General features: G+C 73.6%; 17 protein-coding genes, 2 pseudogenes and 1 CRISPR repeat array. Of the genes and pseudogenes, 5 read left to right on the top strand and 14 right to left on the bottom strand.

The genetic code is table 11. From position 1 onward, the window contains the following. Positions 1–163: 163 nt before the first annotated feature. The 3 genes and pseudogenes from QA634_RS12015 to QA634_RS12005 all read right to left on the bottom strand — a co-directional run bounded on the left by QA634_RS12015 (position 164) and on the right by QA634_RS12005 (position 3,706). Positions 164–1,035: pseudogene (locus QA634_RS12015) on the bottom strand (SDR family NAD(P)-dependent oxidoreductase). Continuing rightward, a complete protein-coding gene (locus QA634_RS12010) occupies positions 1,032–1,796 on the bottom strand; it encodes an enoyl-CoA hydratase-related protein (protein WP_012332238.1) in 765 nt (254 codons plus the stop codon). The pseudogene QA634_RS12015 and the gene QA634_RS12010 overlap by 4 nt, the downstream one beginning before the upstream one ends. Positions 1,797–1,927: 131 nt before the next feature. Further along, complete coding sequence (locus QA634_RS12005; protein ID WP_012332237.1) at positions 1,928–3,706, bottom strand: acyl-CoA dehydrogenase; 1,779 nt, start codon at positions 3,704–3,706, stop codon at positions 1,928–1,930. A 90-nt stretch (positions 3,707–3,796) separates the two neighbouring features. Here QA634_RS12005 and QA634_RS12000 point away from each other — a divergent pair, with 90 nt between their 5' ends. Then, positions 3,797–4,810 carry an L-threonylcarbamoyladenylate synthase gene (locus QA634_RS12000; protein ID WP_085984464.1) on the top strand — a complete coding sequence of 338 codons (1,014 nt, stop codon included), beginning with the start codon at positions 3,797–3,799 and terminating at the stop codon, positions 4,808–4,810. Between the two features lie 175 nt (positions 4,811–4,985). Here the strand turns inward: QA634_RS12000 and wrbA are convergent, their stop codons facing one another. Beyond that, positions 4,986–5,585: an NAD(P)H:quinone oxidoreductase gene (wrbA, locus tag QA634_RS11995; RefSeq protein ID WP_012332235.1), complete on the bottom strand. Its 600-nt coding sequence runs from the start codon at positions 5,583–5,585 to the stop codon at positions 4,986–4,988. Positions 5,586–5,705: 120 nt separating this feature from the next. Between wrbA and QA634_RS11990 the strand changes: the two genes are divergently transcribed. Beyond that, positions 5,706–6,605 carry a LysR family transcriptional regulator gene (locus QA634_RS11990; RefSeq protein WP_012332234.1) on the top strand — a complete coding sequence of 300 codons (900 nt, stop codon included), beginning with the start codon at positions 5,706–5,708 and terminating at the stop codon, positions 6,603–6,605. Here the strand turns inward: QA634_RS11990 and greA are convergent. From greA to QA634_RS11965, 5 genes are all read right to left on the bottom strand, one after another. Beyond that, the gene (gene greA / locus QA634_RS11985; protein WP_012332233.1) at positions 6,589–7,050 is read right to left on the bottom strand and encodes a transcription elongation factor GreA; all 462 of its coding nucleotides are present in this window, start codon (positions 7,048–7,050) and stop codon (positions 6,589–6,591) included. The genes QA634_RS11990 and greA overlap by 17 nt on opposite strands. A gap of 69 nt (positions 7,051–7,119) precedes the next feature. Further along, positions 7,120–8,106 carry an acrylyl-CoA reductase (NADPH) gene (acuI, locus tag QA634_RS11980; protein WP_012332232.1) on the bottom strand — a complete coding sequence of 329 codons (987 nt, stop codon included), beginning with the start codon at positions 8,104–8,106 and terminating at the stop codon, positions 7,120–7,122. A 120-nt stretch (positions 8,107–8,226) separates the two neighbouring features. Then, positions 8,227–8,778, bottom strand: coding sequence for a hypothetical protein (locus QA634_RS11975; protein WP_012332231.1), 552 nt, complete (start codon positions 8,776–8,778; stop codon positions 8,227–8,229). A 369-nt stretch (positions 8,779–9,147) separates the two neighbouring features. Next, entirely contained in the window at positions 9,148–11,235 is a 2,088-nt protein-coding gene (locus tag QA634_RS11970; protein WP_012332230.1) for a methyl-accepting chemotaxis protein, read from the bottom strand. Positions 11,236–11,574: 339 nt separating this feature from the next. Continuing rightward, positions 11,575–12,348: a helix-turn-helix transcriptional regulator gene (locus QA634_RS11965; protein ID WP_012332229.1), complete on the bottom strand. Its 774-nt coding sequence runs from the start codon at positions 12,346–12,348 to the stop codon at positions 11,575–11,577. Between the two features lie 78 nt (positions 12,349–12,426). Here QA634_RS11965 and QA634_RS11960 point away from each other — a divergent pair, with 78 nt between their 5' ends. Continuing rightward, positions 12,427–13,191 (top strand): class I SAM-dependent methyltransferase, encoded by a 765-nt coding sequence (locus QA634_RS11960; RefSeq protein ID WP_012332228.1) that lies wholly within the window; start codon positions 12,427–12,429, stop codon positions 13,189–13,191. Positions 13,192–13,240: 49 nt separating this feature from the next. Here the strand turns inward: QA634_RS11960 and ribA are convergent, their stop codons facing one another. Next, the gene (gene ribA, locus QA634_RS11955) at positions 13,241–14,353 is read right to left on the bottom strand and encodes a GTP cyclohydrolase II RibA (protein ID WP_012332227.1); all 1,113 of its coding nucleotides are present in this window, start codon (positions 14,351–14,353) and stop codon (positions 13,241–13,243) included. Positions 14,354–14,440: 87 nt separating this feature from the next. On the opposite strand from ribA, the gene QA634_RS11950 reads away from it, so the two are divergent. Beyond that, complete coding sequence (locus QA634_RS11950; protein WP_012332226.1) at positions 14,441–15,172, top strand: RibD family protein; 732 nt, start codon at positions 14,441–14,443, stop codon at positions 15,170–15,172. An 11-nt stretch (positions 15,173–15,183) separates the two neighbouring features. Further along, the gene (locus QA634_RS11945; RefSeq protein ID WP_012332225.1) at positions 15,184–15,720 is read left to right on the top strand and encodes a cytochrome b; all 537 of its coding nucleotides are present in this window, start codon (positions 15,184–15,186) and stop codon (positions 15,718–15,720) included. A 259-nt stretch (positions 15,721–15,979) separates the two neighbouring features. Then, positions 15,980–16,535: a CRISPR direct-repeat array (repeat unit 31 nt; unit sequence GTTTCAATCCGCGCCCCCGCGAGGGGGCGAT). Positions 16,536–16,716: 181 nt separating this feature from the next. Here the strand turns inward: QA634_RS11945 and cas2 are convergent. The 4 genes and pseudogenes from cas2 to fdhF form a co-directional block, all read right to left on the bottom strand. Beyond that, entirely contained in the window at positions 16,717–17,001 is a 285-nt protein-coding gene (gene cas2, locus QA634_RS11940; RefSeq protein WP_012332224.1) for a CRISPR-associated endonuclease Cas2, read from the bottom strand. A gap of 227 nt (positions 17,002–17,228) precedes the next feature. Next, positions 17,229–17,471, bottom strand: coding sequence for a formate dehydrogenase subunit delta (locus tag QA634_RS11935; protein ID WP_012332223.1), 243 nt, complete (start codon positions 17,469–17,471; stop codon positions 17,229–17,231). Next, positions 17,468–18,319, bottom strand: coding sequence for a formate dehydrogenase accessory sulfurtransferase FdhD (gene fdhD, locus QA634_RS11930; protein WP_012332222.1), 852 nt, complete (start codon positions 18,317–18,319; stop codon positions 17,468–17,470). Before fdhD ends, QA634_RS11935 begins: the two co-directional genes overlap by 4 nt. Continuing rightward, a pseudogene (gene fdhF, locus QA634_RS11925) lies at positions 18,306–21,164 on the bottom strand (formate dehydrogenase subunit alpha). The gene fdhD and the pseudogene fdhF overlap by 14 nt, the downstream one beginning before the upstream one ends. Positions 21,165–21,271 lie beyond the last annotated feature (107 nt).

Below are 21,271 nucleotides of genomic sequence, written 5' to 3'. Positions count from 1 at the left end.
CCGTCACGTGGGATTCGGTCCGCGATCTCTTGCGAACACGCGCGTCGCGGATCGCCGCCCGCCGGAGCGACGCCCGATCACGCTGCGATCGGACGCTGCTCCGGGTCGTCGATGGTGCCGCGTCGGCTTCGACGGACCGGCATCCCCGTCGTCGGAACACGCTCTAATCGCCATCCGCCGCTCCGCCTCCGAGCCGAAAGCGCTGCGGCTGAGACCCGTCCTCGTCGGTGAAGCCGTAGGTGCGGGCGAGGTCGGCGACGTGGAGCGTGCGACCGGCCTGGGCGGCCACGGCGGGATCGCCCGCCAGCGCCGCCACGGCCCGTCCCGCGTAGAGGGGGCTCTCGGCCCCGGTCGGGTCGGTCCCGGCCGAGAGGGCGCGCTCGGTGCGCACCGGCCCGGGCGCCAGGGCGAGGGCCGTGACCCCGCGCGGGGCGAGTTCGGCCCCGGTCGCGAGGGCGAGCCGGTTGGTGGCCGCCATGGCGAGATCGTAGAACAGGTCCCCCAGATAGCCGTCCTCGGTCCCGAAGGAGACGAAGACGACGAGCCCGGTCTTGGCCGAGACCATCGCCGGAGCCACCGCCCGGGCGAGGAGGAGCCCCGCATAGGGGCCCGATCGCAGGGCGTGGCCGAGCGGGGTCGCGGCCCGGCGCCAGAACGGGTCGCCCCAGGCGGCCCCGTCCGGGAAGCGCTCGCCGTCGAAGCCCTCGTGGCCGCCCCAGACGCTCGACACCGCCAGGTCGAGGCGGCCGAAGCGGCGCAGGGCCCAGTGCACCAGCCCGTCGACCGCCTGCTCGCGCGTGTGGTCGCAGAGGTAATGGAAGCCCCGCCCCCGGCGAGGTCGACCTCGCGGGCGGCATCCTCCAGCACCTCCGGGCGGCCCTCCGTGCGCGGGCCGCTCTCGCTGGAGCGCCCGGTGACGATCACGGTGGCGCCCGCCTCGCCGAGCGCCCGGGCGATGCCGCGCCCGACGCCCCGCGAGGCCCCGGCGACGAGGCAGATCCGGTTCGACAGGTCCGGGACGCCGGCGGGCCTCATCCCCGGCTCTTGCTCTTGTCCAGGAAGGCCCGGAAGGCGGCCTGCGCCTCGGGCGAGCGCAGGGCGGCGTCGAAGGCCGCGACCTCCGCGTCCAGGGCCGCCGCCACGGCGGCGTGGTCGCCGCGGATCAGGGCGCGCGTGGCCGCGAGGGCGCCGCGCGGCTTGGCGGCGAGCTTGGCGGCCTGGGCGAGCGCGTGGTCGAGGAGCGCGTCGCTCGGCAGGAGGGCGTTGGCGAGGCCGAGGCGCAAGGCCTCCTCGCCCCCGAAGGGCTCGGCCAGCATCAGGATCTCGCTCGCCTTGGCGAGGCCGACCCGGCGCGGCAGCAGGTAGCTCGACGCCGCCTCCGGCACGAGCCCGAGATCGACGAAGGGGGTGCGGAACTGCGCCCGGGGCGAGACGTAGACGAGGTCGCAATGCAGCGTCAGCGTCGTGCCGATGCCGATGGCGAGCCCGTCGACGGCGGCGACCATCGGCGTGCGGGTGACCGAGAGCTGGCGGATGAAGCGCAGCGAGGGCGCGTCGCCGAAGGCGGCGCCCGCCCGCGCCACGAAATCGGCGATGTCATTCCCGGCCGAGAAGGCGCCCTCGCCGCCCGCGAACACGATGGCGCCGGTGCCGGACCCGTCCGCGTCGGCCGCGATCAGCGCCTCGCGCATGGCGTCGTACATGGCGCCGGTGAGCGCGTTCTTCTTCTCCGGCCGGGCCAGCCGGATCAGGCAGACACCGCCCGCCTCCCGGGTGATCCTGACAAGCTCGGTCATGGGACGTCCTCGGTCGTGGTGACGGGATCGGGGGACGCGGCGTCGCGGCGCGGCGTGCCCCCGCGGAGGGGGAGGCTCGCGCTCCGGTCCGGCCGGGGCGCGGGCGGCGTTCGTCGGGGCTCCGGAGGGGCTCAGCTCGCCAGGGCGAGCGGCGCGTCCTGCAGGTAGCCGGCCCCGGAGGTCACGGTGTCCTCCAGCCCGCGGGCCGCCGTGGCGAGGTTCTCGGCGAAGAACCGCGCCAGCGCGACGCGGGCCGGATGGGCCGGATCGGTGTCGCCCGACGCGGCGGCGGCCTGGGCGGCCAGCGCCGCCTGGGTCAGCGTCGCCCCGCCCTGCGCGAGGCCGAACAGGCGCAGGTAGGGCGTCGCCCCCGCCAGCGCCTCCTCGGGCCGGTTCGAGCGCAGCGCGCGCAGCAGGAAGCTCGTCGCCCGGTCGAGGCTCTCGACCGCCTCGCGCAGGCGCGGCGCCGTCAGCCCGAAGGCCGGACCGCCCTCGCGCAGCGCCCGCTCGGCGAGGCCGCGCATCCGGGCAATCTGCGCCCGGACGATTTCGCCCTCCCGGAGCGGCAGCTTGCGGGTCACGAGGTCGATCGCCTGGATCCCGTTCGTGCCCTCGTAGATCGCCGCGATGCGCGCGTCGCGCAGGTGCTGGGCCGCCCCGGTCTCCTCCACGAAGCCCATGCCGCCGTGGACCTGAATGCCGAGCGAGGCCACCTCGATGCCGATATCGGTCGAGAAGGCCTTGGCGACCGGGGTGAGCAGCGAGGCCCGGTCCAGCGCCTCGCGCCGCTCCGCCTCGCTCGGGGCGCGGTGCGCCCGGTCGAGCGCCTCGGCAGTGAGGTAGCAGATGCCCCGCGACGCCCCCGTCAGCGCCTTCATGGTCAGCAGCATGCGCTGCACGTCCGGATGGCCGATGATCGGGCTCATGCCCTCCGTCCCGCCGGCGGCCCGGCCCTGGCGCCGGTCCCGGGCATAGGCCAGCGCCTGCTGGGTGGCCCGCTCGGCGATGCCGACGCCCTGCAGGCCGACGCAGAGGCGGGCGTTGTTCATCATCGTGAACATGCAGGCGAGGCCGCGATTGGCCTCGCCGACGAGCCAGCCGACCGCGCCCTCCCCCTCGCCGTACACCATCGTGCAGGTCGGCGAGCCGTGGATGCCGAGCTTGTGCTCCAGCCCGGCGCAGCGCAGGTCGTTGCGGCGCCCGTCCGGCAGCACCTTGGGCACCAGGAAGAGCGAGATGCCCCGCGTGCCGGCGGGCGCGTCGGGCAGCCGCGCCAGGACGAGGTGGATGATGTTGTCGGTGAGGTCGTGCTCGCCCCAGGTGATGTAGATCTTCTCGCCCCGGATCCGGTAGGTGCCGTCGCCGGCGGGCTCCGCCTTCGTGCGCAGCCCCGACAGGTCCGAGCCGGCCTGCGGCTCGGTGAGGTTCATGGTCGCGGTCCAGGTGCCGGTGACGAGCTTCTCCAGGTAGCGCGCGCGCAGCTCCTCCGAGCCGTGCGCGGCGAGCGCCTCGACCCCGCCCGCCGTGAGCAGCGGCCCGAGCCCGAAGGACATCGAGGCGGCGTTCCACATCTCGACGCAGGCCGCGTTGAGCAGGAGCGGAAGGCCCTGTCCACCGTAGGCTTCCGGGCCCGGCAGCGCGTTCCAGCCCGCCTCACTCCAGGCGCGGTAGGCCTCGCGGAAGCCCGGCGGCATCGTCACGGCGCCGTCCCGCAGCACGGCGCCCTGCCTGTCCCCGACTTGGTTGAGCGGCGCCACCACGTCGTTGGCGAAGCGGCCCGCCTCCTCCAGGATCGCCTCGGCGAGGTCGGCGGTGAGGTCCCCGTGCAGCCCCTCGGCGATCGCTTGGTCGAGCCCGGCCACCTGCCGGATCGTGAAGGCCATCTCGGCCACCGGTGCGCGAAAGCTCATGCGGATCCTCCCGGGACAGCGCCGCCCGGCCGCGCGGGCCGGGGCCTCGTCATTTGACGCGAAGCCGTGCCCGAGGCTAGGGCCGCTGTCATGCCGGAAGATAGTTTACATGTGAACCAATTCGGGTCAACGGGTCGGGCGACCCTGCGGCTCGCGGGCGACGCCGCCGGGGTCGCGGCCGCGGCGGAGCTGCTGCGGGCCGGCGCGGTGGTCGCCTTCCCGACCGAGACGGTCTACGGCCTCGGCGGCGACGCGACCGACGGCGCGGCGGTGGCGGCCATCTACGCCGCCAAGGCGCGCCCGCGCTTCAACCCGCTGATCGCCCACCTGCCCGAGGCCGCGGCCGCGCGGCGCGAGGGCGTGTTCGGCGCGCAGGCCTCGCGCCTCGCCGAGGCCTTCTGGCCCGGCCCGCTCACCCTGGTGGTGCCGCGCGCTCCGGAGGGGAGCGTCTGCGACCTCGCCCGGGCGGGGCTCGACAGCGTGGCGCTGCGGGTGCCCGCCGCGCCCCTCGCGCGCGACCTGCTGCGCGCCGTCGGCCGGCCGATCGCGGCGCCCTCGGCGAACCGCTCCGGGCGGGTCAGCCCGACCCGGGCCGAGCACGTGCTCGCGGATCTCGACGGCCGCATCGCGGCGTTGCTCGACGGCGGTCCCTGCCCGGTCGGGGTGGAATCGACGATCGTGGCCTGCCTGGACGATGCCCCGCGCCTGCTGCGGCCGGGGGGCGTTCCGCGCGAGGCCCTCGAAGCCGTGCTGGGCGGCCCGCTCCGGGCGGCCGCCCCGGCGGGCGCGGCGCCGGTCTCGCCCGGCCTGCTCGCCTCGCATTACGCGCCGCGGGCCGCGCTCCGCCTCGACGCGGCCGAGATCCGGCCCGGCGAGGCGGCGCTGCTGTTCGGCGGCGCCCGGCCGCCCGGTCTGGCGGCGGCGGCGGCGCGGCTCGATCTCAGCCCGCGGGGCGACCTGGCGGAGGCCGCGTCGCGGCTCTTCGCGGCCCTGCGCACCCTCGACGCCTCGGGAGCGGCGACGATCGCCGTCACGCCGATCCCGCGCGAGGGTTTGGGCGAGGCCATCGCCGACCGGCTGGCGCGGGCGGCGGCCCCGCGCTGAGCCGGAAAAAATTCGAGCGGCCGGCGGAACCGGCCGCGGTGGGGTGGCGTTAATGGTTCATCGAAGGCCATCTCAAGCCCCCATCGGCCTTCCCCCTTCCAAGGCCCGGACAGGTTCCGGGCCTTTTTCTTTGAGCAAGGCCCGGACAGGTTCCGGGCCTTTGTCTTTGGGGCTTTCAGCCCGCGAGCTTGGCGGCGATGCCCGCCACGTGCCGGCCCTGGTAGCGGGCACCGTCGAGCTCGATCGGCGAGGGCTGGCGGCTGCCGTCGCCGTCCGCGATGGTCGAAGCGCCGTAGGGCGAGTTGCCCATCACCTGCGACACGCCGAGCTGGCCCTGGAAGGCGTAGGGCAGGCCCACCAGCACCATGCCGTGGTGCAGCAGCACCGTGTGGAAGCTGAGGATCGTCGATTCCTGGCCGCCATGCTGCGAGGCGCTCGAGGTGAAGACCGAGCCGACCTTGCCGACCAGCGCGCCCTTCATCCACAGGCCGCCGGTCTGGTCGAGGAAGTTCTTCATCTGGGACGCCATGTTGCCGTAGCGGGTCGGCGTGCCGAAGATGATCGCGTCGTAGTTCGGCAACTCGTCGACGCGCGCGAGCGGCGCCGATTGGTCGAGCTTGAAGTGGGACTTGCGCGCGACATCCTCGGGCACGAGCTCGGGCACGCGCTTGACGTCGACCTCGGCCCCCGCCTCGCGGGCGCCCTCCGCGACCGCGTGGGCCATCTGCTCGATGTGGCCGTAGGTGGAGTAGTAGAGAACCAGAACCTTCGCCATCGCAACCTCCATGTCGACCGCCAGCGGCGCGGGCCGAGCTGCCGGCACCATCGGGGATCGCCCGCCGCGACGGAATGGCCTAAACTGCAAGCGCGATCTTGCAGGAGTGCACGCGACGCCGTGGCGAAGACGCTCGCCTGGGACGATTTCCGCCTGATCAAGGCGATCGCCGACCAGCGCGGGCTCGCGCCCGCCGCCGAGCGGCTCGGCATCAACGCCTCGACGGCGTTCCGGCGCCTCGGCCAGATCGAGGCGGCGCTCGGCACCATGCTGTTCGAGCGCCACCGCGCCGGCTACGCGCCGACGCCCGCCGGCGAGGCGATGGTCCGGGTCGCCGCCCGCATGGAGGAGGACGTCGCGGGCTTCTCGCGCCGCCTCGACGGGCAGCTCCTCGCCCCGTCCGGCGAGCTGCGGGTGACGACGGCGGATTCCCTGTTCACGGACCTGCTGGCGCCGCTCCTCGCCCGCTTCGCCGACCGCTACCCGGAGGTGCGCCTCGACGTCGTCCTGTCCAACCGGCCGCTGAACCTGTCGAAGCGCGACGCCGACGTCGCCCTGCGCGCCACCGACGAGCCGCCCGACACCCTGGTCGGGCGCCGCCTCGCCACCATCGCCTGGGCGCTCTACGGGCGGGCGGAGGACGGGACGGAGACGCCCCCGGCCGCGCGCCGCTGGGTCTCGCTCGCGCAGGAGACCGGCGCCGCCAAGGTCGCCCGCTACGTCGCGGCCCGGGCCGATCCGGGCCGGGTCGTCCTGCGCCTCGACACCGTCTCGGCGCTGGTGGCGGCGGTGGAGGCGGGGATCGGCATCGCGCCCCTGGCCTGCCTCGCGGGCGATCGCAGGCCGGGCCTGATCCGCCTCTCGCAGCCCGAGCCGGACCTCGCGGCCGGGCTCTGGCTGCTCACCCACGCGGATCTGCGCCACGCGGCGCGCGTGCGCGCGTTCCTCGACTTCGTGGCGACCGAGATCGGCCGCCTGCGCGACTGCATCGAGGGACGCGGGGTCAGCGCACCTCGATGATCTCGACGTCGTGGTCGGCGACCCGCACCACGTCGCCGGCCAGCTTGCCGGTGAGCGCACGGGCGAGCGGCGCCACGTAGGCGATGGAGCCCCTGGCCGGATCGGCCTCGTCCTCGCCGACGACGCGGTAGGTCTGGCGACTGCCGTCCTCGCGCTCGACCACCACGGTCGAGCCGAAATGCACCGTGTCACCGGGCGTGGGCTCGATCACCTGGGCCGAGTTGCGGCGCGCCGTCCAGTACCTCAGGTCCCGGTTCGTGCGCGCCAGCCCGGCCTTGTCGTCGGGGCTGAGCGCGGCGTGCTCGGCATGCAGCCGCTCCAGCTCAGCCTCGATCAGGGCGAGCCCCTGCGGGGTGACGAAGTTGGGGTGGGGGGAGAGCGGGCGGTCGGGCAGGTCCTCGAAGGCCTCCCCGCCCTCCGGCTCACGGACGAAGGCGATGCTCATGAAAACGGCAATGCGCGGAGCAAGGTCAAGGTTCCCGCCCGGGGCGTGAGTTTCCGGCGGGCAGGATGATCACGTGATCGCCACGACCACCCGGCCACGGACGCGGCCGGCCAGGATCTCGGGCGCCGCGGTCAGCACCTCGTCGAGGCCGATCGTGGTCGTCATGGCGGCCAGCTTGGCCGGGTCGAGGTCGCGGGCGAGCCGGTTCCAGGCCTCGCGCCGCAGCGGCAGGGGCGCCATGGCGCTGTCGATGCCGAGGAGGGCGACGCCGCGCAGGATGAAGGGGGCGACCGAGGTCGGAAGGTCCATGCCCCCGGCATTGCCGCAGGCCGCGACGGCGCCGAGGGCCTTGGTCATCGACAGGAGGTTGGCCAGCGTGGCCCCGCCCACCGTGTCGATCCCCGCGGCCCAGCGCTCCTTGGCGAGGGGCTTGGCCGGTTTCGACAATTCGGCCCGGTCGATGATCTCGGCGGCCCCGAGGTCGCGCAGGTAGGCTTCCTCCTCCGACCGCCCCGTCGAGGCGATCACCCGCCAGCCATTCGCCGCGAGCAGCGCCACCGCCACCGAGCCGACGCCGCCCGCCGCCCCGGTCACCACCGCCGGCCCCTTCTCGGGCGCGAGGCCGTGCCGTTCGAGGGCCAACAGGCAGAGCATCGCGGTGTAGCCGGCCGTCCCGATCGCCATGGCCTGCTGCGGGGTGAAGCTCGCCGGCAGGGGAACCAGCCAGTCGCCCCGCACGCGCGCCTTCTGCGCGTAGGCGCCGAGATGGGTCTCTCCGGTGCCCCAGCCGTTCAGCACGACCGCGTCGCCCGGCTTCCAGTCCGGATGGTTCGACTGCTCGACGACCCCGGCGAAGTCGATGCCCGGGATCATCGGGAAACGGCGCACGACCGGCAGCGCGCCGGTGATCGCCAGCCCGTCCTTGTAGTTGAGGGTCGAGTGCGTCACCCGCACGGTGACGTCACCCTCCATCAGGTCGGCCTCGTCGAACGCCTTCAGGGCCACGGTCTGCCCCTGCTCGCCCTTCTCGATCACGATGGCCCGGAACTGCGCCATGCGCCCCTCCCCGTCTTCAAGGGGCGGTTGTGGGGCGCCCGCGCGGTCGCGGCAAGGCGGAACGCCGCCTCGCCCACCCGTTTCGCGGCGGTCCCGGGCCCGAAAGGTCCGGCCCGGGGGTCAGTAGCCGCCGAGCGAGAACGAGGCCGCGGTGAGGCCGAAGGGCGTGGTCGGGGCCGGCGCGTAGACGCCCGGATAGCCGACGGAGCCGCCATAGCCGCCCGCCGGGACCCAGCCGGACCGGGCCGGCTCGACCAGCACGCGGCGCTGATAGGTGGCGTAGGCGGGCGGGATGACCTCCGGCACCACCTGCGGCGGGCGCACTAGCACCCGCCGCTGGCGGACGGCGAATTGCGGCGGCGTGGTCACCCAGCACCCGACCAGCTGGCCGTTGGCGTCGTAGGAGGTCTGCCAGACGCGACCGCCCGGCGAGACCATCACCTTCTCGGCGACCGTGTCGTAGACGGGCGGCACCACGTGGGTCACGGTCCGGGCCGGCCGCACCATGACCTGCTCGGACACGGTCCCGTAGACCGGGGGCGTGGTGACGTGCCGGTAGCACTCGGCGGAGGCGCAGCCGTAGCCGTAGCCGCCGGCCACGGCCGGCAGCGCGGAGGCGGCGAGGCCTGCCGCGGCGAGCAGGAGCGGAAGGCGGGCGACCGGAGCGGTCATCGGGTACTCCTTAACGGGAATCGGACGGTCGGTGGCCGGCGGCGGCAGGCCGCGCGTGGCCGCATCGAAGCCGGATCCCGGGCTCGGCGGCAAGTCGAAACCCCCGCAAGGGTAAAATCGCCCTCGGAAATTACTACGTATTTGCGACATAGACGGAGAGGTTCCCATAAGATTCTGCGCGTCCGGGCAGTCCTTGCGGGGAGTATGGGTGGCGCGGTGAGCGCGCTGGACCCGATTAAGCTTAATGCCGGGTGGGAAGACGGGGCGCCGCGCGCCGGTCCGGGCGAGGAACGGGGCGCGGATGCGAGGCCGCGCGGCGCTTGAGCGAAGCCGCCATCCGCATGGCGAAAGCAATCCGTCGGATTCGAATCAGGCGGCCCGGACCGAGGCCACGAAGCGCACCATCTCGGCCCGCAGCACCTCAGCCTGGCGCGCCAGCTCGCTCGCCGAGGCCAGGATCTGGTCCGCCCCCGCCCCGGTCTCGGCCGCGGCCCGGGCCACATCCGCGATCGTGGTCGTCACCTCCGAGGTCCCGGCCGAGGCGTGGCTCACCGACTGCACGATCTCCCGCGTGGCCGCGCTCTGCTGCGTCACCGCCGCGGCGATCGCCGCGGCCGTGGCGTTGATCGTCGCGATCGTGCGCGAGATGCCCTCGATCGCCGGAACCGCCCGCTGCATCGTCCCCTGGATCGCCGAGACCTGCCCGGCGATCTCGCTGGCCGCCTTGCCGGTCTGCTCGGCCAGGCTCTTCACCTCCGCGGCCACCACCGCGAAGCCGCGCCCCGCCTCGCCGGCCCGCGCCGCCTCGATCGTGGCGTTCAAGGCCAGCAGGTTGGTCTGGCCGGCGATCCCGGAGATCATCTCGATGATCGCGCCGATCCGCGAGGCGCCCGCCGACAGGTCCGCCACGATGGCGGCGGTCGCGGTGGCCTCGTGGACGGCCCCGCTCGCCAGCTGGGCCGCGTGCTCGACCTGCCGGCCGATCTCGACGACCGAGCTGCCGAGCTCCTCGGCGGCGCCGGCCACCGCGGTGACGTTGCCGGCGGCCTGCCCGGCGGCGGCGGTGACGGTGCGCGACTGGCGCGAGGCGTGGTCGGCCGAGCCGGTCAGGTGCTGGGCGGTGGCCTGGAGTTCGGTGGCGGCCGAGGACACGACCTGCACGATGCCGCCGACCGAGTGCTCGAAGGCGTCGGCCAGCTCGGTCATGGCGCGCCGGCGCACGGCCTCGCCGTCGCGGCGGGCGGCCTCGGCCTCGGCCTCGAGGGTGCGGTTGCGGGCCAGCCCGTCGCGGAAGACGTGGACGGCCTCGGCCATCGAGCCGATCTCGTCGCGCCGGCCGACGCCCGGGATGGCGGCGTCGAGGTCGCCCGAGGCAATGCGGTGCATGCTGGCGGTCATGGCGGCGAGCGGCCGGGTGACGCGGGTCCGGATGAGCCAGAAGGCGGCGGCGGCGATGGCCAGCATGGACGCGAGGGTGAGCCAGGCGAGCCGGGCCTCGGACCGCGCCCGGGCCGAGAGGTCCTCGATCCGCGCGATCGCGCTGTCGAAGGCGGCGTCGCGCATGGTGAGCACGATCCCCCACATCGGCAGCACGACGTCGCGGAAGCGCTTCACATCCACGCTGAAGCGGCCGGTAGCGAATTCCGTGCCGAGCGTGGCGCGCAGGGCCTTGAAGGGCTCGTAGTAGCCGGCGGTGGCCTGCCGGATCGCCTCGCGCAGGGCGGGCGCGGTGGTCGGGCGGGCGCCGGCCGCGGCGATGCGGGTCCAGATCGAGAGCACCTGCCCGTCCAGCTGGGTGAGCGTCGTGCGGGTCGCCTCCGGCACCGGCCTGCCCTGAGCGAGCAGGTTCATGAGAATTCCCGCCGAGCGTCCACCCACGTCGCGCAGCTCCCACACGCTCATGGCGAGAGTGCCGGCACCGTAGGCGACGCCGTCGGCCTCCGCGATCGCCTCCAGCTGCGCCTGGATCATGCCGGTGATCGCCTCGTTCATCCCGGTCGTGGTGTCGATCGTGGCCTGCGCGGCGCTGGCCCGCTGGTCGATCGGTACGGTCCGGATCACCTCCTCGCTGCGCCGGCGCAGGTCGGCGAGGACCTCCCGCTGGCGGTCGAGTTCGGCCCGAACGGGCGCGAGGGCGGGCATCGCGGCGACGAGGTCTGCGACCGCACCCTGCGCCGCCTGGAAGGCGGCGTCGGTCGGCTTGCGGGCGTCGGTCAGGGCTTGGCTCTGGGAGGTGTCGCCGGGCGCCACGGTGCCGAGCTGCAGCTGGATGACGCCGCGTTCCGGATTGGCGGTGGCCGGGATCTCGGCGAGCGCCTTGGCGGCCTTCAGCCGGGTCAGGGCGACCGCGTAGGTGTCGAGGCGGCGCTCGTGGTCGAGGCCGATCCAGAGCGCCAGCCCGCAGCCGAGCAGGGCGAGCGCGAGTACGATCGTCGGAAGCAGCCTTGCCAATCTCATTGTATTCCCCTGCTCAACGGACCCAAGCGGACCACCCGGCGATCGGCCGCGCAGAGAATTTCGAAGATGCCTTCGACGAAGCGCGCGCGCTCGCGTGGTGGGATCCGACAACCGCGCCGCCCGTCTATCGGCTTGCCGACGTCATTCGGATTAGATCGATTTTCCTGACGTTTGGTAATCGATCGGCATCATCGCCCGCGTCCGGCGCCGAATTTCGCTCCGCGGCGGCGCCTCGCGGCTGCCGCCGTCGGCCCGGCGCGCCGGGCCCATGCGCGAGGGGTCGACCCCCGGCATCCGCGACGCGTCACGCGCGCGGCCCGGCGCCGGGCGCCGGCGCGCTCAGCCGCACGGCACCAGCAGGACGAGCTTGCAATCGGGGCGGTCCGCCGGGCTGAAGCTGTGCTGGAGAAAGGTCACCGGGCCGTCCTCCGGGTGCAGGAAGCGGCGCAGGCCGCCGGTGCGGTCGCGGACGTCCTGCTCCTCCCAGATCACGGCGAAGAGCGGGCTCTCGCGGCGCAGCGCCGCCACCAGCGCCCGCGCCCGCGGATCGGCGCGGCCGTGGCCGAAATCGGCCCGGAACTCGGCGATCACGCGCCGCACGCGCTCGTCCCAGTCGGGGATCAGCCGCCGCGCCGCCGGATCGAGCAGGACGAAGCGCAGCAGGTTCGGGCCGGCCGCGGTCTCGAGCCAGCCGCCGAACAGGCGGCGGGCGGCCTCGTTCCAGCAGCACAGCGTCCAGAGCCGGTCGAGCCCGTAGGCCGGGGATGCGAAGGCGGCGACGGCGGCCCGCAGGGAGGCGGGCGCGTCGGCCCCGGGATCGGGCGGCGCGGCCCGCGGGTCCTTCCGGCCGGCGAGGTCGAACAGGTAGGCCCGCTCCGCCCGGGTGAGGCCGAGCGCGCTCGCGAGGCGACCGAGGGCCTGGGCCGAGACCTGCACCTCCCGCCCCTGCTCGATCCAGGCGCACCAGGTCGCGCTGATGCCGGCCCGCGCGGCGAGTTCCTCGCGGCGAAGCCCCGGCGTGCGCCGCCGGCCGGTCGGCGCCTCGGGGCGCAGGCGCTCGCGGTGCGCGCGCAGGAAGGCGCCGAGGTCGCGCCGCTCGTCGGGTCCCAGCATGGCAGCGCTCATACCAGGATAAACCCTCAACTTGTACCAGGCTGCGGGTCGGGCAGGATGCGGATCGGAGGGACCCCGATGGACAGATCGCACGAGACCCTGGTGACGGCGCAGTTCGGCCCGCAGGCCGCGGCCTACGTGGAGAGCGCGGTGCATGCCGCGGGCGAGGACCTCGCGGCCCTCGACGCGATCGCGGCGGCGGCCGCGCCGCGGCGCGCCCTCGATCTCGGCTGCGGCGGCGGCCACGTCGCCTACCGGCTGGCCCGGCACGCGCGCGCCGTGACGGCCTGCGACCTCTCGGCCGAGATGCTGGCTGCGGTGGCGGCGAATGCCGCCGCCCGCGGCCTGTCGGGGATCGAGACGGTCGAGGCGCCGGCCGAGCGCCTGCCCTTCCCGGACGGGCATTTCGACTTCGTGGCGACCCGCTTCTCGGCCCACCACTGGCGCGACGTGGAGGGCGGCCTGCGCGAGGCCCGGCGCGTGGCGGCGCGGGGCGCCCCGATGATCGTCATGGACGGGTGCTCGCCCGGCGCCGCGCTCCTCGACACCCACCTTCAGGCGGTGGAGCTGCTGCGCGACCCCTCGCACGTGCGCGACTACAGCGCCGCGGAATGGACCGGCATGCTGACCCGCTGCGGCTTCGTGATCGAGGCCTGCCGGACGTGGCGCGTGCGGATGGATTTCCCGACCTGGATCGCCCGGATGCGCACGCCCGAGGCGCATGTGGCGGCGATCCGCGCCCTGCAGGCCCTGGCCTCGGCCCCGGTCCGGGAGCATTTCGCGATCGAGGCGGACGGATCCTTCCTGCTCGACGTGCTGATGGTCGAGGCGCGGGCGGCCTGACCGGGTTCGCAGGCCCAACGGCGCCCGCGTCGCGCCGTCGGGCCGTCGTCTAGCTGCCGGAGACCTCCGCGCAGGCGAAGGCGCCGAGATCGAGGGCGTGGCCGGCGACGTCGCGCTTGGCCGCGAGGTAGCGCGCATTCTCGGGCGTCACCCGGCCGAGGGCCCGCTGCTCGCCCACCACCGCGAGCCCGGCCGCCGCCAGGGCCGCGACCTTCTCGGGATTGTTGCTGAGCACCCGCACCGAGGCGACGCCGAGGCAGCGCAGCATCGCGGCCGCGAAGTCGAAGCGGCGCTGGTCGAGGCCGAACCCCAGCATCTCGTCGGCCGCGTAGGTGTCGTAGCCCTTGGCCTGGAGCGCGTAGGCGCGGATCTTGTTGGCGAGCCCGTTCCCGCGGCCCTCCTGGTCGAGGTACAGGATGATGCCGCCGCCGTTCTGCGCCATCCACTTGGCGGTGCCGCGGAGCTGGTCGCCGCAATCGCATTTCAGCGAGCCGAACAGGTCGCCCGTGAGGCAGGCCGAGTGCACCCGCACCGCGACCGGCTGCGCCGGATCGGGCCGGCCGATCACCACCGCCACCTGGTCGCGCAGGCCCTCGCCGCCGCGGAAGACCACGAATTCCGTCTCGGGCGCCCCGTCGAGCGGCACGGGCGCGCGGCTGACGATCTGCAGGGCGGCGGCTTGGCGCGTGCGGAAAGCCTCGACCGCACCGGGCTCGACCGCGACGAGATCGCCGGGCGGCGCCGGCACCGGCACCACCAGCACGGCCGGGATGACCTGAGCGAGCCGGGCGAGTTCGAGGGCGACGGCGTCGGCCCGGGCCGGGCAGCAGACGGGCGCGTCGATGCGGCCGTCGACCCGCAGGGCGAGCGACACGATCCGCTCCGGGTCGATCTCCGGCATGGCGACGCAGCCCGCCTCGAAGCGATTCGCCAGCCCGATCCGGCGCAGCCGCGGGGCCGGCAGGACGAGGTGCGCGCCGGTGCCGAAGCGCTGGAGCGCGTCCGCGAGTTCGGGCGACACGGCCTCGGCGCTCACGGCGACGGCGCAGGTCTCGCCCGCGATCGCCACCGGACGACCGGCGCGCATCTCGGCGACGGCGCGCTCGACCTGGACCTGTTCGCGGCCGAGCCGCTCTTCTACAATCGTGACGGTCATGGACATCAGCAACTCGTGGACGTGCCGCCCGGGACCGAACCGCGTCGGGAGATCGTGATGAAGGCCGGGGTGGATGACGCAGGAGAGGGATGGATGGCCGCGCAGCCCTGGACGGGGCTCGGCGCGGGCCAGGGCACAGATGGGGTGGCGGCCACGCTTTTCTCGCCCCTGTCGGAAGGTTCCACCGTTCAACCTTTCGTGATTGCCCAGCTTGGTCAATCCCTCGACGGGCGCATCGCGACCCTGTCGGGCGACTCGAAATACATCAACCGGGGGGCCGCGCTCGACCATCTCCACCGCCTGCGCGCCCACGTGGACGCGATCGTGGTCGGGATCGGCACCGTGCTGGCGGACGATCCCCTGCTGACCGTGCGCCGGGTTCCGGGGCACAGTCCCGCCCGGGTGATCATCGACCCGGCCGGACGGATCCCGCCCGGCGCGCAGTGCCTGCGGGAGGACGGGGCGCGCCGCATCCTGGTCTGCGGGCCGCAGGCGCGGGTGCCGCCGGGGGTCGAGGTCCTGCGCATGGAGGAGCCCTCGCCCTTCCCGCCCCGGGCGGTGATCGCGGCCCTCGGCCGGCTCGGCTTCGCCAGGATCCTGATCGAGGGCGGCGCGCGGACGATCTCGGCCTTCATCGACGCGGGGGCGATCGACCGGCTCCACGTGATGGTGGCGCCGCTGCTGCTCGGCTCCGGCCGCCCCGGCCTCGACCTGCGGCCGATCGCCGCCCTGCGCGAGGCCTTGCGGCCGGCGACCCGCAGCTACCTGCTCTGCGACGGCGACGTGCTGTTCGACTGCGACCTGCGCCGCTGCGCCGAGACCTGAGGGGAGAGCCGATGCCGTCCCGCTACTCCGCGGCCCAGAAATTCCTGCACTGGACGATCGCGGCGCTGATCTTCGGCCTCGTCCCGGTCGCGATCGTGATGACCAACATCGGCGAGGGGGAACTGCAGAACCGGCTGTTCGAGCTGCACAAGTCGTTCGGGCTGACGGCGCTGGCGCTGATCCTCGCCCGCGTGCTGGTGCGGGTCTCGCGCGGCGCGCCCGGATTGGTGCCGGGGCTGCCGGCCTGGCAGCGGCGGGCGGCGCGCGCCTCGCACCTCGCGCTCTACGGGCTGATCCTGCTGGTGCCGCTCCTCGGCTGGGCCGGCACCTCCGCCTGCTGCGCGCCGGTGGAGTGGTTCGGTGCGGTCCCGGTCACGCTGCCGATCTCGGGCGGGATGCCGGTCGGCGAGAAGATCCTCTCCGTCCACGTGGCGGCGGCCTTCCTGCTGGTCACCGTGGTGGCGATCCACGTCGGCGCCGCCCTGCATCACCACTTCGTGCGCCGCGACGCGACGCTGCGCCGGATGCTGCCGGGCCGCGGGGCGTGACGGCGACGGTCCTGGCCCCGGGGTTCCGCATCGAGGGTGACGGGGAGCGGGGTCGGGGATGGTTGCGGGGTCCCCTCCGGCGACCTTGCGGCGGAGCGTGAGGCTCATGGGCGGAGGCCTCATGGGCGGCGCTCCGGCTCGTCGCGCCGCTCCCTGAGTCTGTCTTCACCCCTCCCGTCCAATGCCGCTCGCCCGATTTGGCTGCCCTGCCCGCGCGAGGGCGGCCCCGGTGAGCGGGCGCCACTCGGCCCAAGCTACTTTATCAATCCGCGCCCCCGCGAGGGGGCGATCTCGGCAGCCGCCCGCCCGAGGTCTGGTACGACTGGTTTCAATCCGCGCCCCCGCTAGGGGGCGATAAAGCCGAAGTCGAACCGGCGTCGCGCTTGCGTTGTTTCAATCCGCGCCCCCGCGAGGGGGCGATCCGGCCATAATGAACTGATTGAGCTCCTCGTAGCGGTTTCAATCCGCGCCCCCGCGAGGGGGCGATCCTCGGAGGGTGTCTGAAGCGATGCCGTCATGCTCAGTTTCAATCCGCGCCCCCGCGAGGGGGCGATGGCGGCGGTTCAGGGACGGGCATCCAATGCGTGACGTTTCAATCCGCGCCCCCGCGAGGGGGCGATGCCAGGATCGAATGACGATCAAGGCCGCAGCAAGTTTCAATCCGCGCCCCCGCGAGGGGGCGATCGGGTGATCAACCCGTTGTAGGCGGACGGAGACAGTTTCAATCCGCGCCCCCGCGAGGGGGCGATGCGTCACCCGCCCCCATGCCGGTCGTATCGTGCACGTTTCAATCCGCGCCCCCGCGAGGGGGCGATGGCGCCACTCTAACCAACGGCGGGATCAGCGCAATTCCGGCCGTTCGCGCGAACCGGCCGGACAGCGGCGTGCGGCGGCCCGCGGGGTGGAGAGCGCGATCCTGATCGGCTTGGTTGGTCAGCGCGTTACGTCCTGCGCGAACCGTCCGGAGGACGCCTGGGCGCTTGCGGTTCGCGCGCCTCAGAAGACGAGCGGCCCGTCGAGATCCGGGATGGGCTTGGCGCCGACATGCGCGGTGCGCCGTCGCCCCTCGGCACCGAGACGGTCGAAGCGCAGGGACTCGCGCTGCGGGTCGACCAGCCCGACGCGTCGGTCGCGCAGGGCCATCCACTGGGCCGGGTCGACCTCGCACGCGAAGACCGAGTTCTGCACAGGCTGCCCCACGTCGAGGCAGGCACGGGCCACGCGGCGCAGCCGGCTGCGCCCGGCCGGCGCCCGGGCGTTCACGCCGGAAGGAATGAGCACCGCGGCAGCACGTTCCCGGTGCGCGGCCCCTCGACCCGGGCGAGGAAGCGGCCGACGCGCCGAGATACGAGACCGCGGGTCATGTCCCACGAGCGTCGGGTCCGGTCCCGAAGCGTCGCCAAGGCGATGGTATGCCCAAGCCGTCGGCTCGGTCGCGGCCGTTCGCGAGGGTCGACGGCCCGGCGCGTCCGCATCCGGGGCCGGTGAGACGGGTGGGCGGCGCCGGGCTACGCCGCCCGCGGCTGCGCGTCCCGCGGGGCGGCGCCGAAGGCCCGCAGCACCAGCGGATCGAGGCCGGCCGCGCCGTCCGCGCAGGCGGCCGCCAGCGCGTCGCGCATCTTCGGCGTCCAGAAATCCTTGACGTGCCTGGCGATGCCCGCGACCGCCTCCTCCTCCGGGTAGGGATGGAAGAAGGTGGCGATCTGGTTCGCCATGCGGATCAGCTTCGCGGTCTGGTCGGCGGCGCTCATGCGGTCTCCTCCGGTGGCGCGAGGACGAGGCGCTCGGGCCTCGTGAAGATCGTGACGGTGTCGCGGCGGGCGATCGCCGCGAGGGTGAGGCCGTTGGCCCGGGCGCGCTCGACCGCCAGCGAGGTCGGCGCCGAGATCGCCACGAGTACCGCAGCGCCGAAGCTCGCCGCCTTCTCGGCCATCTCGAAGGAGCAGCGGCTGGTGATGACCAGGAACCCCGCCGCCGGGTCGGTGCCGGCCCGCATCAGCGCGCCGATCAGCTTGTCGAGGGCGTTGTGGCGGCCGACATCCTCGCGCACGGCCAGGATCTCCCCGTCGAGATCCGCCCAGGCCGCCGCGTGGACCGCCCGCGTCTCGCGGTTGAGGACCTGCTGCCCGTCGAGGGCGACGAGCGCCCGCGCCACCGCCCCGATCCCCACCCGCACCCCTGCCTCGGGCCGCGCCTCGGCCCGCGGGATGTCGGCGAGGTCGTCGATGCCGCAGACGCCGCAGCCCGTGCGCCCGCTCATGGCGCGCTTGCGCGCGAGGTGCTCGCGCAGCCGCCCCGGCGCGAGGTCGACCAGCAGCCGCAGGCCCCCCTCCCCCGGCTCGACCGCGGCGCCGCGGATCTCCTCGGCGCCGCGCACGATGCCCTCGGTCAGGCTGAACCCGTAGGCGAAGTCCACGAGGTCGGCGGGGGTGGTCATCATCACCGCGTAGGGCACGCTGCCGTAGATCACGTTGACCGGCATCTCGACGGCGAGCGGGCGGGTGTCCTCCCGCGCCGCGCGATCGTCGTAGGCGACGACCAGGGTCGGGACGCGGGAGGCCGTCTCGGCCGCCGCGTCGCCGCCGCTACTCGGCCGCATCGAGGCTTTGGGCGATGCGGGTGAGGGAGATGTCTTCCTCATAGAACCGGGCCTGCCAATCGGAGGGCCGGTTCGTACGCCGGACCTGCACCGCCGTCACCTTGTATTCCGGGCAGTTGGTGGCCCAGTCCGAATAGTCGGTGGTGATCACGTTGGCGCCGGTCTTGGCGTGGTGGAAGGTCGTGTAGACGATGCCCGGCTGCATCCGCTCGGTGACGCGGGCCCGCAGGGCGATGTCGCCCGAGCGGCTCTCCAGCGCCACCAGGTCCCCGTCCACGATGCCGCGGGTCTCGGCGTCGAAGGGGTGGATCTCCAGCACGTCCTCCTCGTGCCAGCGCGAATTGTGGGTGCGCCGGGTCTGCGCCCCGACATTGTACTGGCTGAGGATCCGGCCGGTGGTGAGGATCAGCGGGTACTTGGCGGTCGTCCGCTCGTCGGTGGGCACGAACTCGGTGATCATGAACTTCCCGAGGCCGCGCACGAAGCGGTCGACATGCATCATCGGCGTGCCCTCGGGCGCCTGCGCGTCGCAGGGCCACTGGATCGAGCCGAGTTCCTCCAGCCGCGCGTAGGAGACCCCCGCGAAGCTCGGGGTGAGCCGGGCGATCTCGTCCATGATCTCGGACGGGTGCTCGTAGCGCATCGGATAGCCGAGGGCGTTCGAGAGCATCACCGTGCCCTCCCAATCGGCGTAGCCCCCGAGCGGCGGCATCACCCTGCGCACCCGGCTGATGCGCCGCTCGGCATTGGTGAAGGTGCCGTCCTTCTCCAGGAACGAGGCGCCCGGCAGGAAGACGTGGGCGTACTTCGCGGTCTCGTTCAGGAACAGGTCCTGGACGACGATGCACTCCATCGCCCGGAGGCCGGCCGTGACGTGGTGCGTGTCGGGATCCGACTGGGCGATGTCCTCGCCCTGGATGTAGAGGCCCTTGAAGCCGCCGCCGACCGCCTCGTCGAGCATGTTGGTGATGCGCAGGCCCGGCTCCGGCGACAGGCGCGCGCCCCAGAGGGCCTCGAAGGTCTCGCGGGTGGCGTCGTCCGAGACGTGCCGGTAGCCCGAGAGCTCGTGCGGGAACGAGCCCATGTCGCAGGAGCCCTGCACGTTGTTCTGCCCGCGCAGCGGGTTCACGCCCGCGCCGGGCTTGCCGATGTTGCCGGTCGCCATCGCCAGGTTGGCGAGGCCCATCACCATCGTCGAGCCCTGGCTGTGCTCGGTGACGCCGAGGCCGTAATAGATCGCCGCGGCCCCGCCGGTCGCGTAGAGCCGGGCGGCCCCCCGCAGGTCCGCCGGATCGACGCCGATCATCGGCCCGACCACCTCGGGCGCGTGGCGCGCCTCGGCCACGAACCGCGCCCAGACCTCGAAATCGACGAGGTCGCAGCGCGCGCGCACGTAGGCCTCGTCCACCAGCCCCTCGGTGACGATCACGTGCGCCATCGCGTTGACGAAGGCGACGTTGGAGCCGGGCCTGAGCGGCAGGTGGTAGTCGGCCCGGATGTGGGGCGACTTCACGAGGTCGATCCGGCGCGGATCGGCCACGATCAGCTTGGCGCCCTGGCGCAGCCGCTTCTTCATCCGCGAGCCGAAGACCGGGTGCCCGTCGGTCGGGTTGGCGCCGACCACCAGGATCACGTCGGCGGCCTCGACCGACTTGAAGTCCTGCGTGCCGGCCGAGGTGCCCAGCGTGGTCTTGAGCCCGTAGCCGGTCGGCGAGTGGCAGACCCGCGCGCAGGTATCGACGTTGTTGTTGCCGAAGGCCGCGCGCACCAGCTTCTGGACGAGGTAGGCCTCCTCGTTGGTGCAGCGCGAGGAGGTGATGCCGCCGACCGCGTCGCGGCCGTACCGGGCCTGGATGCGCTTGAACTCGGAGGCGGCGCGGGCGATCGCCTCCTCCCAGGTCACCTCGCGCCAGGGATCGGTGATCCGCTCGCGGATCATCGGCTTGGTGATGCGGTCGCGGTGGGTGGCGTAGCCGTAGGCGAAGCGGCCCTTGACGCAGGAATGGCCCTCGTTGGCCTTGCCGTCCTTGGAGGGGACCATGCGCACCACGCGGGTGCCCTGCATCTCGGCCTTGAAGGCGCAGCCCACGCCGCAATAGGCGCAGGTCGTCACGGCCGCGTGCTCGGGCTGGCCGTGCGCGATGACCGACTTCTCGGTGAGCGTGGCGGTCGGGCAGGCCTGCACGCAGGCGCCGCAGGACACGCATTCCGACTCGAAGAAGGTCGTCGGCCCCGCCGCGACGCGCGAGTCGAAGCCGCGGCCCGCGATGGTGAGCGCGAAGGTGCCCTGCACCTCCTCGCAGGCCCGGACGCAGCGGTTGCAGACGATGCACTTCGCCGGGTCGTAGGTGAAGTAGGGGTTCGACTCGTCCTTCGGCAGGTAGAGGTCGGAGGACTTGGCGACGTGGTTCGCCCCCTCCTCGTAGCGGACCTCGCGCAGCCCCACCGCGCCGGCCATGTCCTGCAATTCGCAGTCGCCGTTGGCCGCGCAGGTCAGGCAGTCGAGGGGATGGTCGGAGATCTAGAGCTCCATCACCCCCTTGCGCAGCCGGGCGAGCTTGTCCGACTGGGTGCGGACCACCATGCCGTCCTCGGCCGGGGTGGTGCAGGAGGCGGGCGTGCCGCGCCGCCCCTCGATCTCGACGAGGCACAGGCGGCAGGAGCCGAAGGGCTCCAGGCTGTCGGTGGCGCAGAGCTTCGGGATTTGGGTCCCGGCCGTCACGGCGGCGGCCATCACCGAGGTGCCGGCCGGGACCGTGACGCGCTCACCGTCGATCGTCAGCGTGACGGTCTTCTCGGCCACGCGGATCGGGGTGCCGTAGTCGATTTCCTTGATCAGCGGCATGGGACGCCTCTTCAGGATTTCCGGTTGATTGCTTCGCAAGGCGGAGATCGGCTTCGCTCAGGCGCCGCGCGGGCTCGTGATCCGACCGATTGCTTCGCCATGCGGAT

This window comes from Methylobacterium sp. CB376 (genome assembly GCF_029714205.1).
Classification (GTDB): Bacteria; Pseudomonadota; Alphaproteobacteria; order Rhizobiales; family Beijerinckiaceae; genus Methylobacterium.
Note: the sequence above shows the minus strand (reverse complement) of the source record. Positions and strands in the feature narration are given on the sequence as shown.

Excerpts from the sequence above, each read along its gene's own strand:
- ribA (WP_012332227.1), bottom strand. The coding sequence starts at position 14,353 with ATGTCCATGACCGTCACGATTGTAGAAGAGCGGCTCGGCCGCGAACAG.
- QA634_RS11960 (WP_012332228.1), top strand. The coding sequence starts at position 12,427 with ATGGACAGATCGCACGAGACCCTGGTGACGGCGCAGTTCGGCCCGCAG.
- greA (WP_012332233.1), bottom strand. The coding sequence starts at position 7,050 with ATGAGCATCGCCTTCGTCCGTGAGCCGGAGGGCGGGGAGGCCTTCGAG.
- QA634_RS11950 (WP_012332226.1), top strand. The coding sequence starts at position 14,441 with ATGGCCGCGCAGCCCTGGACGGGGCTCGGCGCGGGCCAGGGCACAGAT.
- acuI (WP_012332232.1), bottom strand. The coding sequence starts at position 8,106 with ATGGCGCAGTTCCGGGCCATCGTGATCGAGAAGGGCGAGCAGGGGCAG.
- fdhD (WP_012332222.1), bottom strand. The coding sequence starts at position 18,319 with ATGCGGCCGAGTAGCGGCGGCGACGCGGCGGCCGAGACGGCCTCCCGC.
- QA634_RS11970 (WP_012332230.1), bottom strand. The coding sequence starts at position 11,235 with ATGAGATTGGCAAGGCTGCTTCCGACGATCGTACTCGCGCTCGCCCTG.
- QA634_RS11945 (WP_012332225.1), top strand. The coding sequence starts at position 15,184 with ATGCCGTCCCGCTACTCCGCGGCCCAGAAATTCCTGCACTGGACGATC.
- QA634_RS12005 (WP_012332237.1), bottom strand. The coding sequence starts at position 3,706 with ATGAGCTTTCGCGCACCGGTGGCCGAGATGGCCTTCACGATCCGGCAG.
- QA634_RS11965 (WP_012332229.1), bottom strand. The coding sequence starts at position 12,348 with ATGCTGGGACCCGACGAGCGGCGCGACCTCGGCGCCTTCCTGCGCGCG.
- wrbA (WP_012332235.1), bottom strand. The coding sequence starts at position 5,585 with ATGGCGAAGGTTCTGGTTCTCTACTACTCCACCTACGGCCACATCGAG.
- QA634_RS12010 (WP_012332238.1), bottom strand. The coding sequence starts at position 1,796 with ATGACCGAGCTTGTCAGGATCACCCGGGAGGCGGGCGGTGTCTGCCTG.
- QA634_RS12000 (WP_085984464.1), top strand. The coding sequence starts at position 3,797 with ATGCCGGAAGATAGTTTACATGTGAACCAATTCGGGTCAACGGGTCGG.
- QA634_RS11975 (WP_012332231.1), bottom strand. The coding sequence starts at position 8,778 with ATGACCGCTCCGGTCGCCCGCCTTCCGCTCCTGCTCGCCGCGGCAGGC.
- QA634_RS11935 (WP_012332223.1), bottom strand. The coding sequence starts at position 17,471 with ATGAGCGCCGCCGACCAGACCGCGAAGCTGATCCGCATGGCGAACCAG.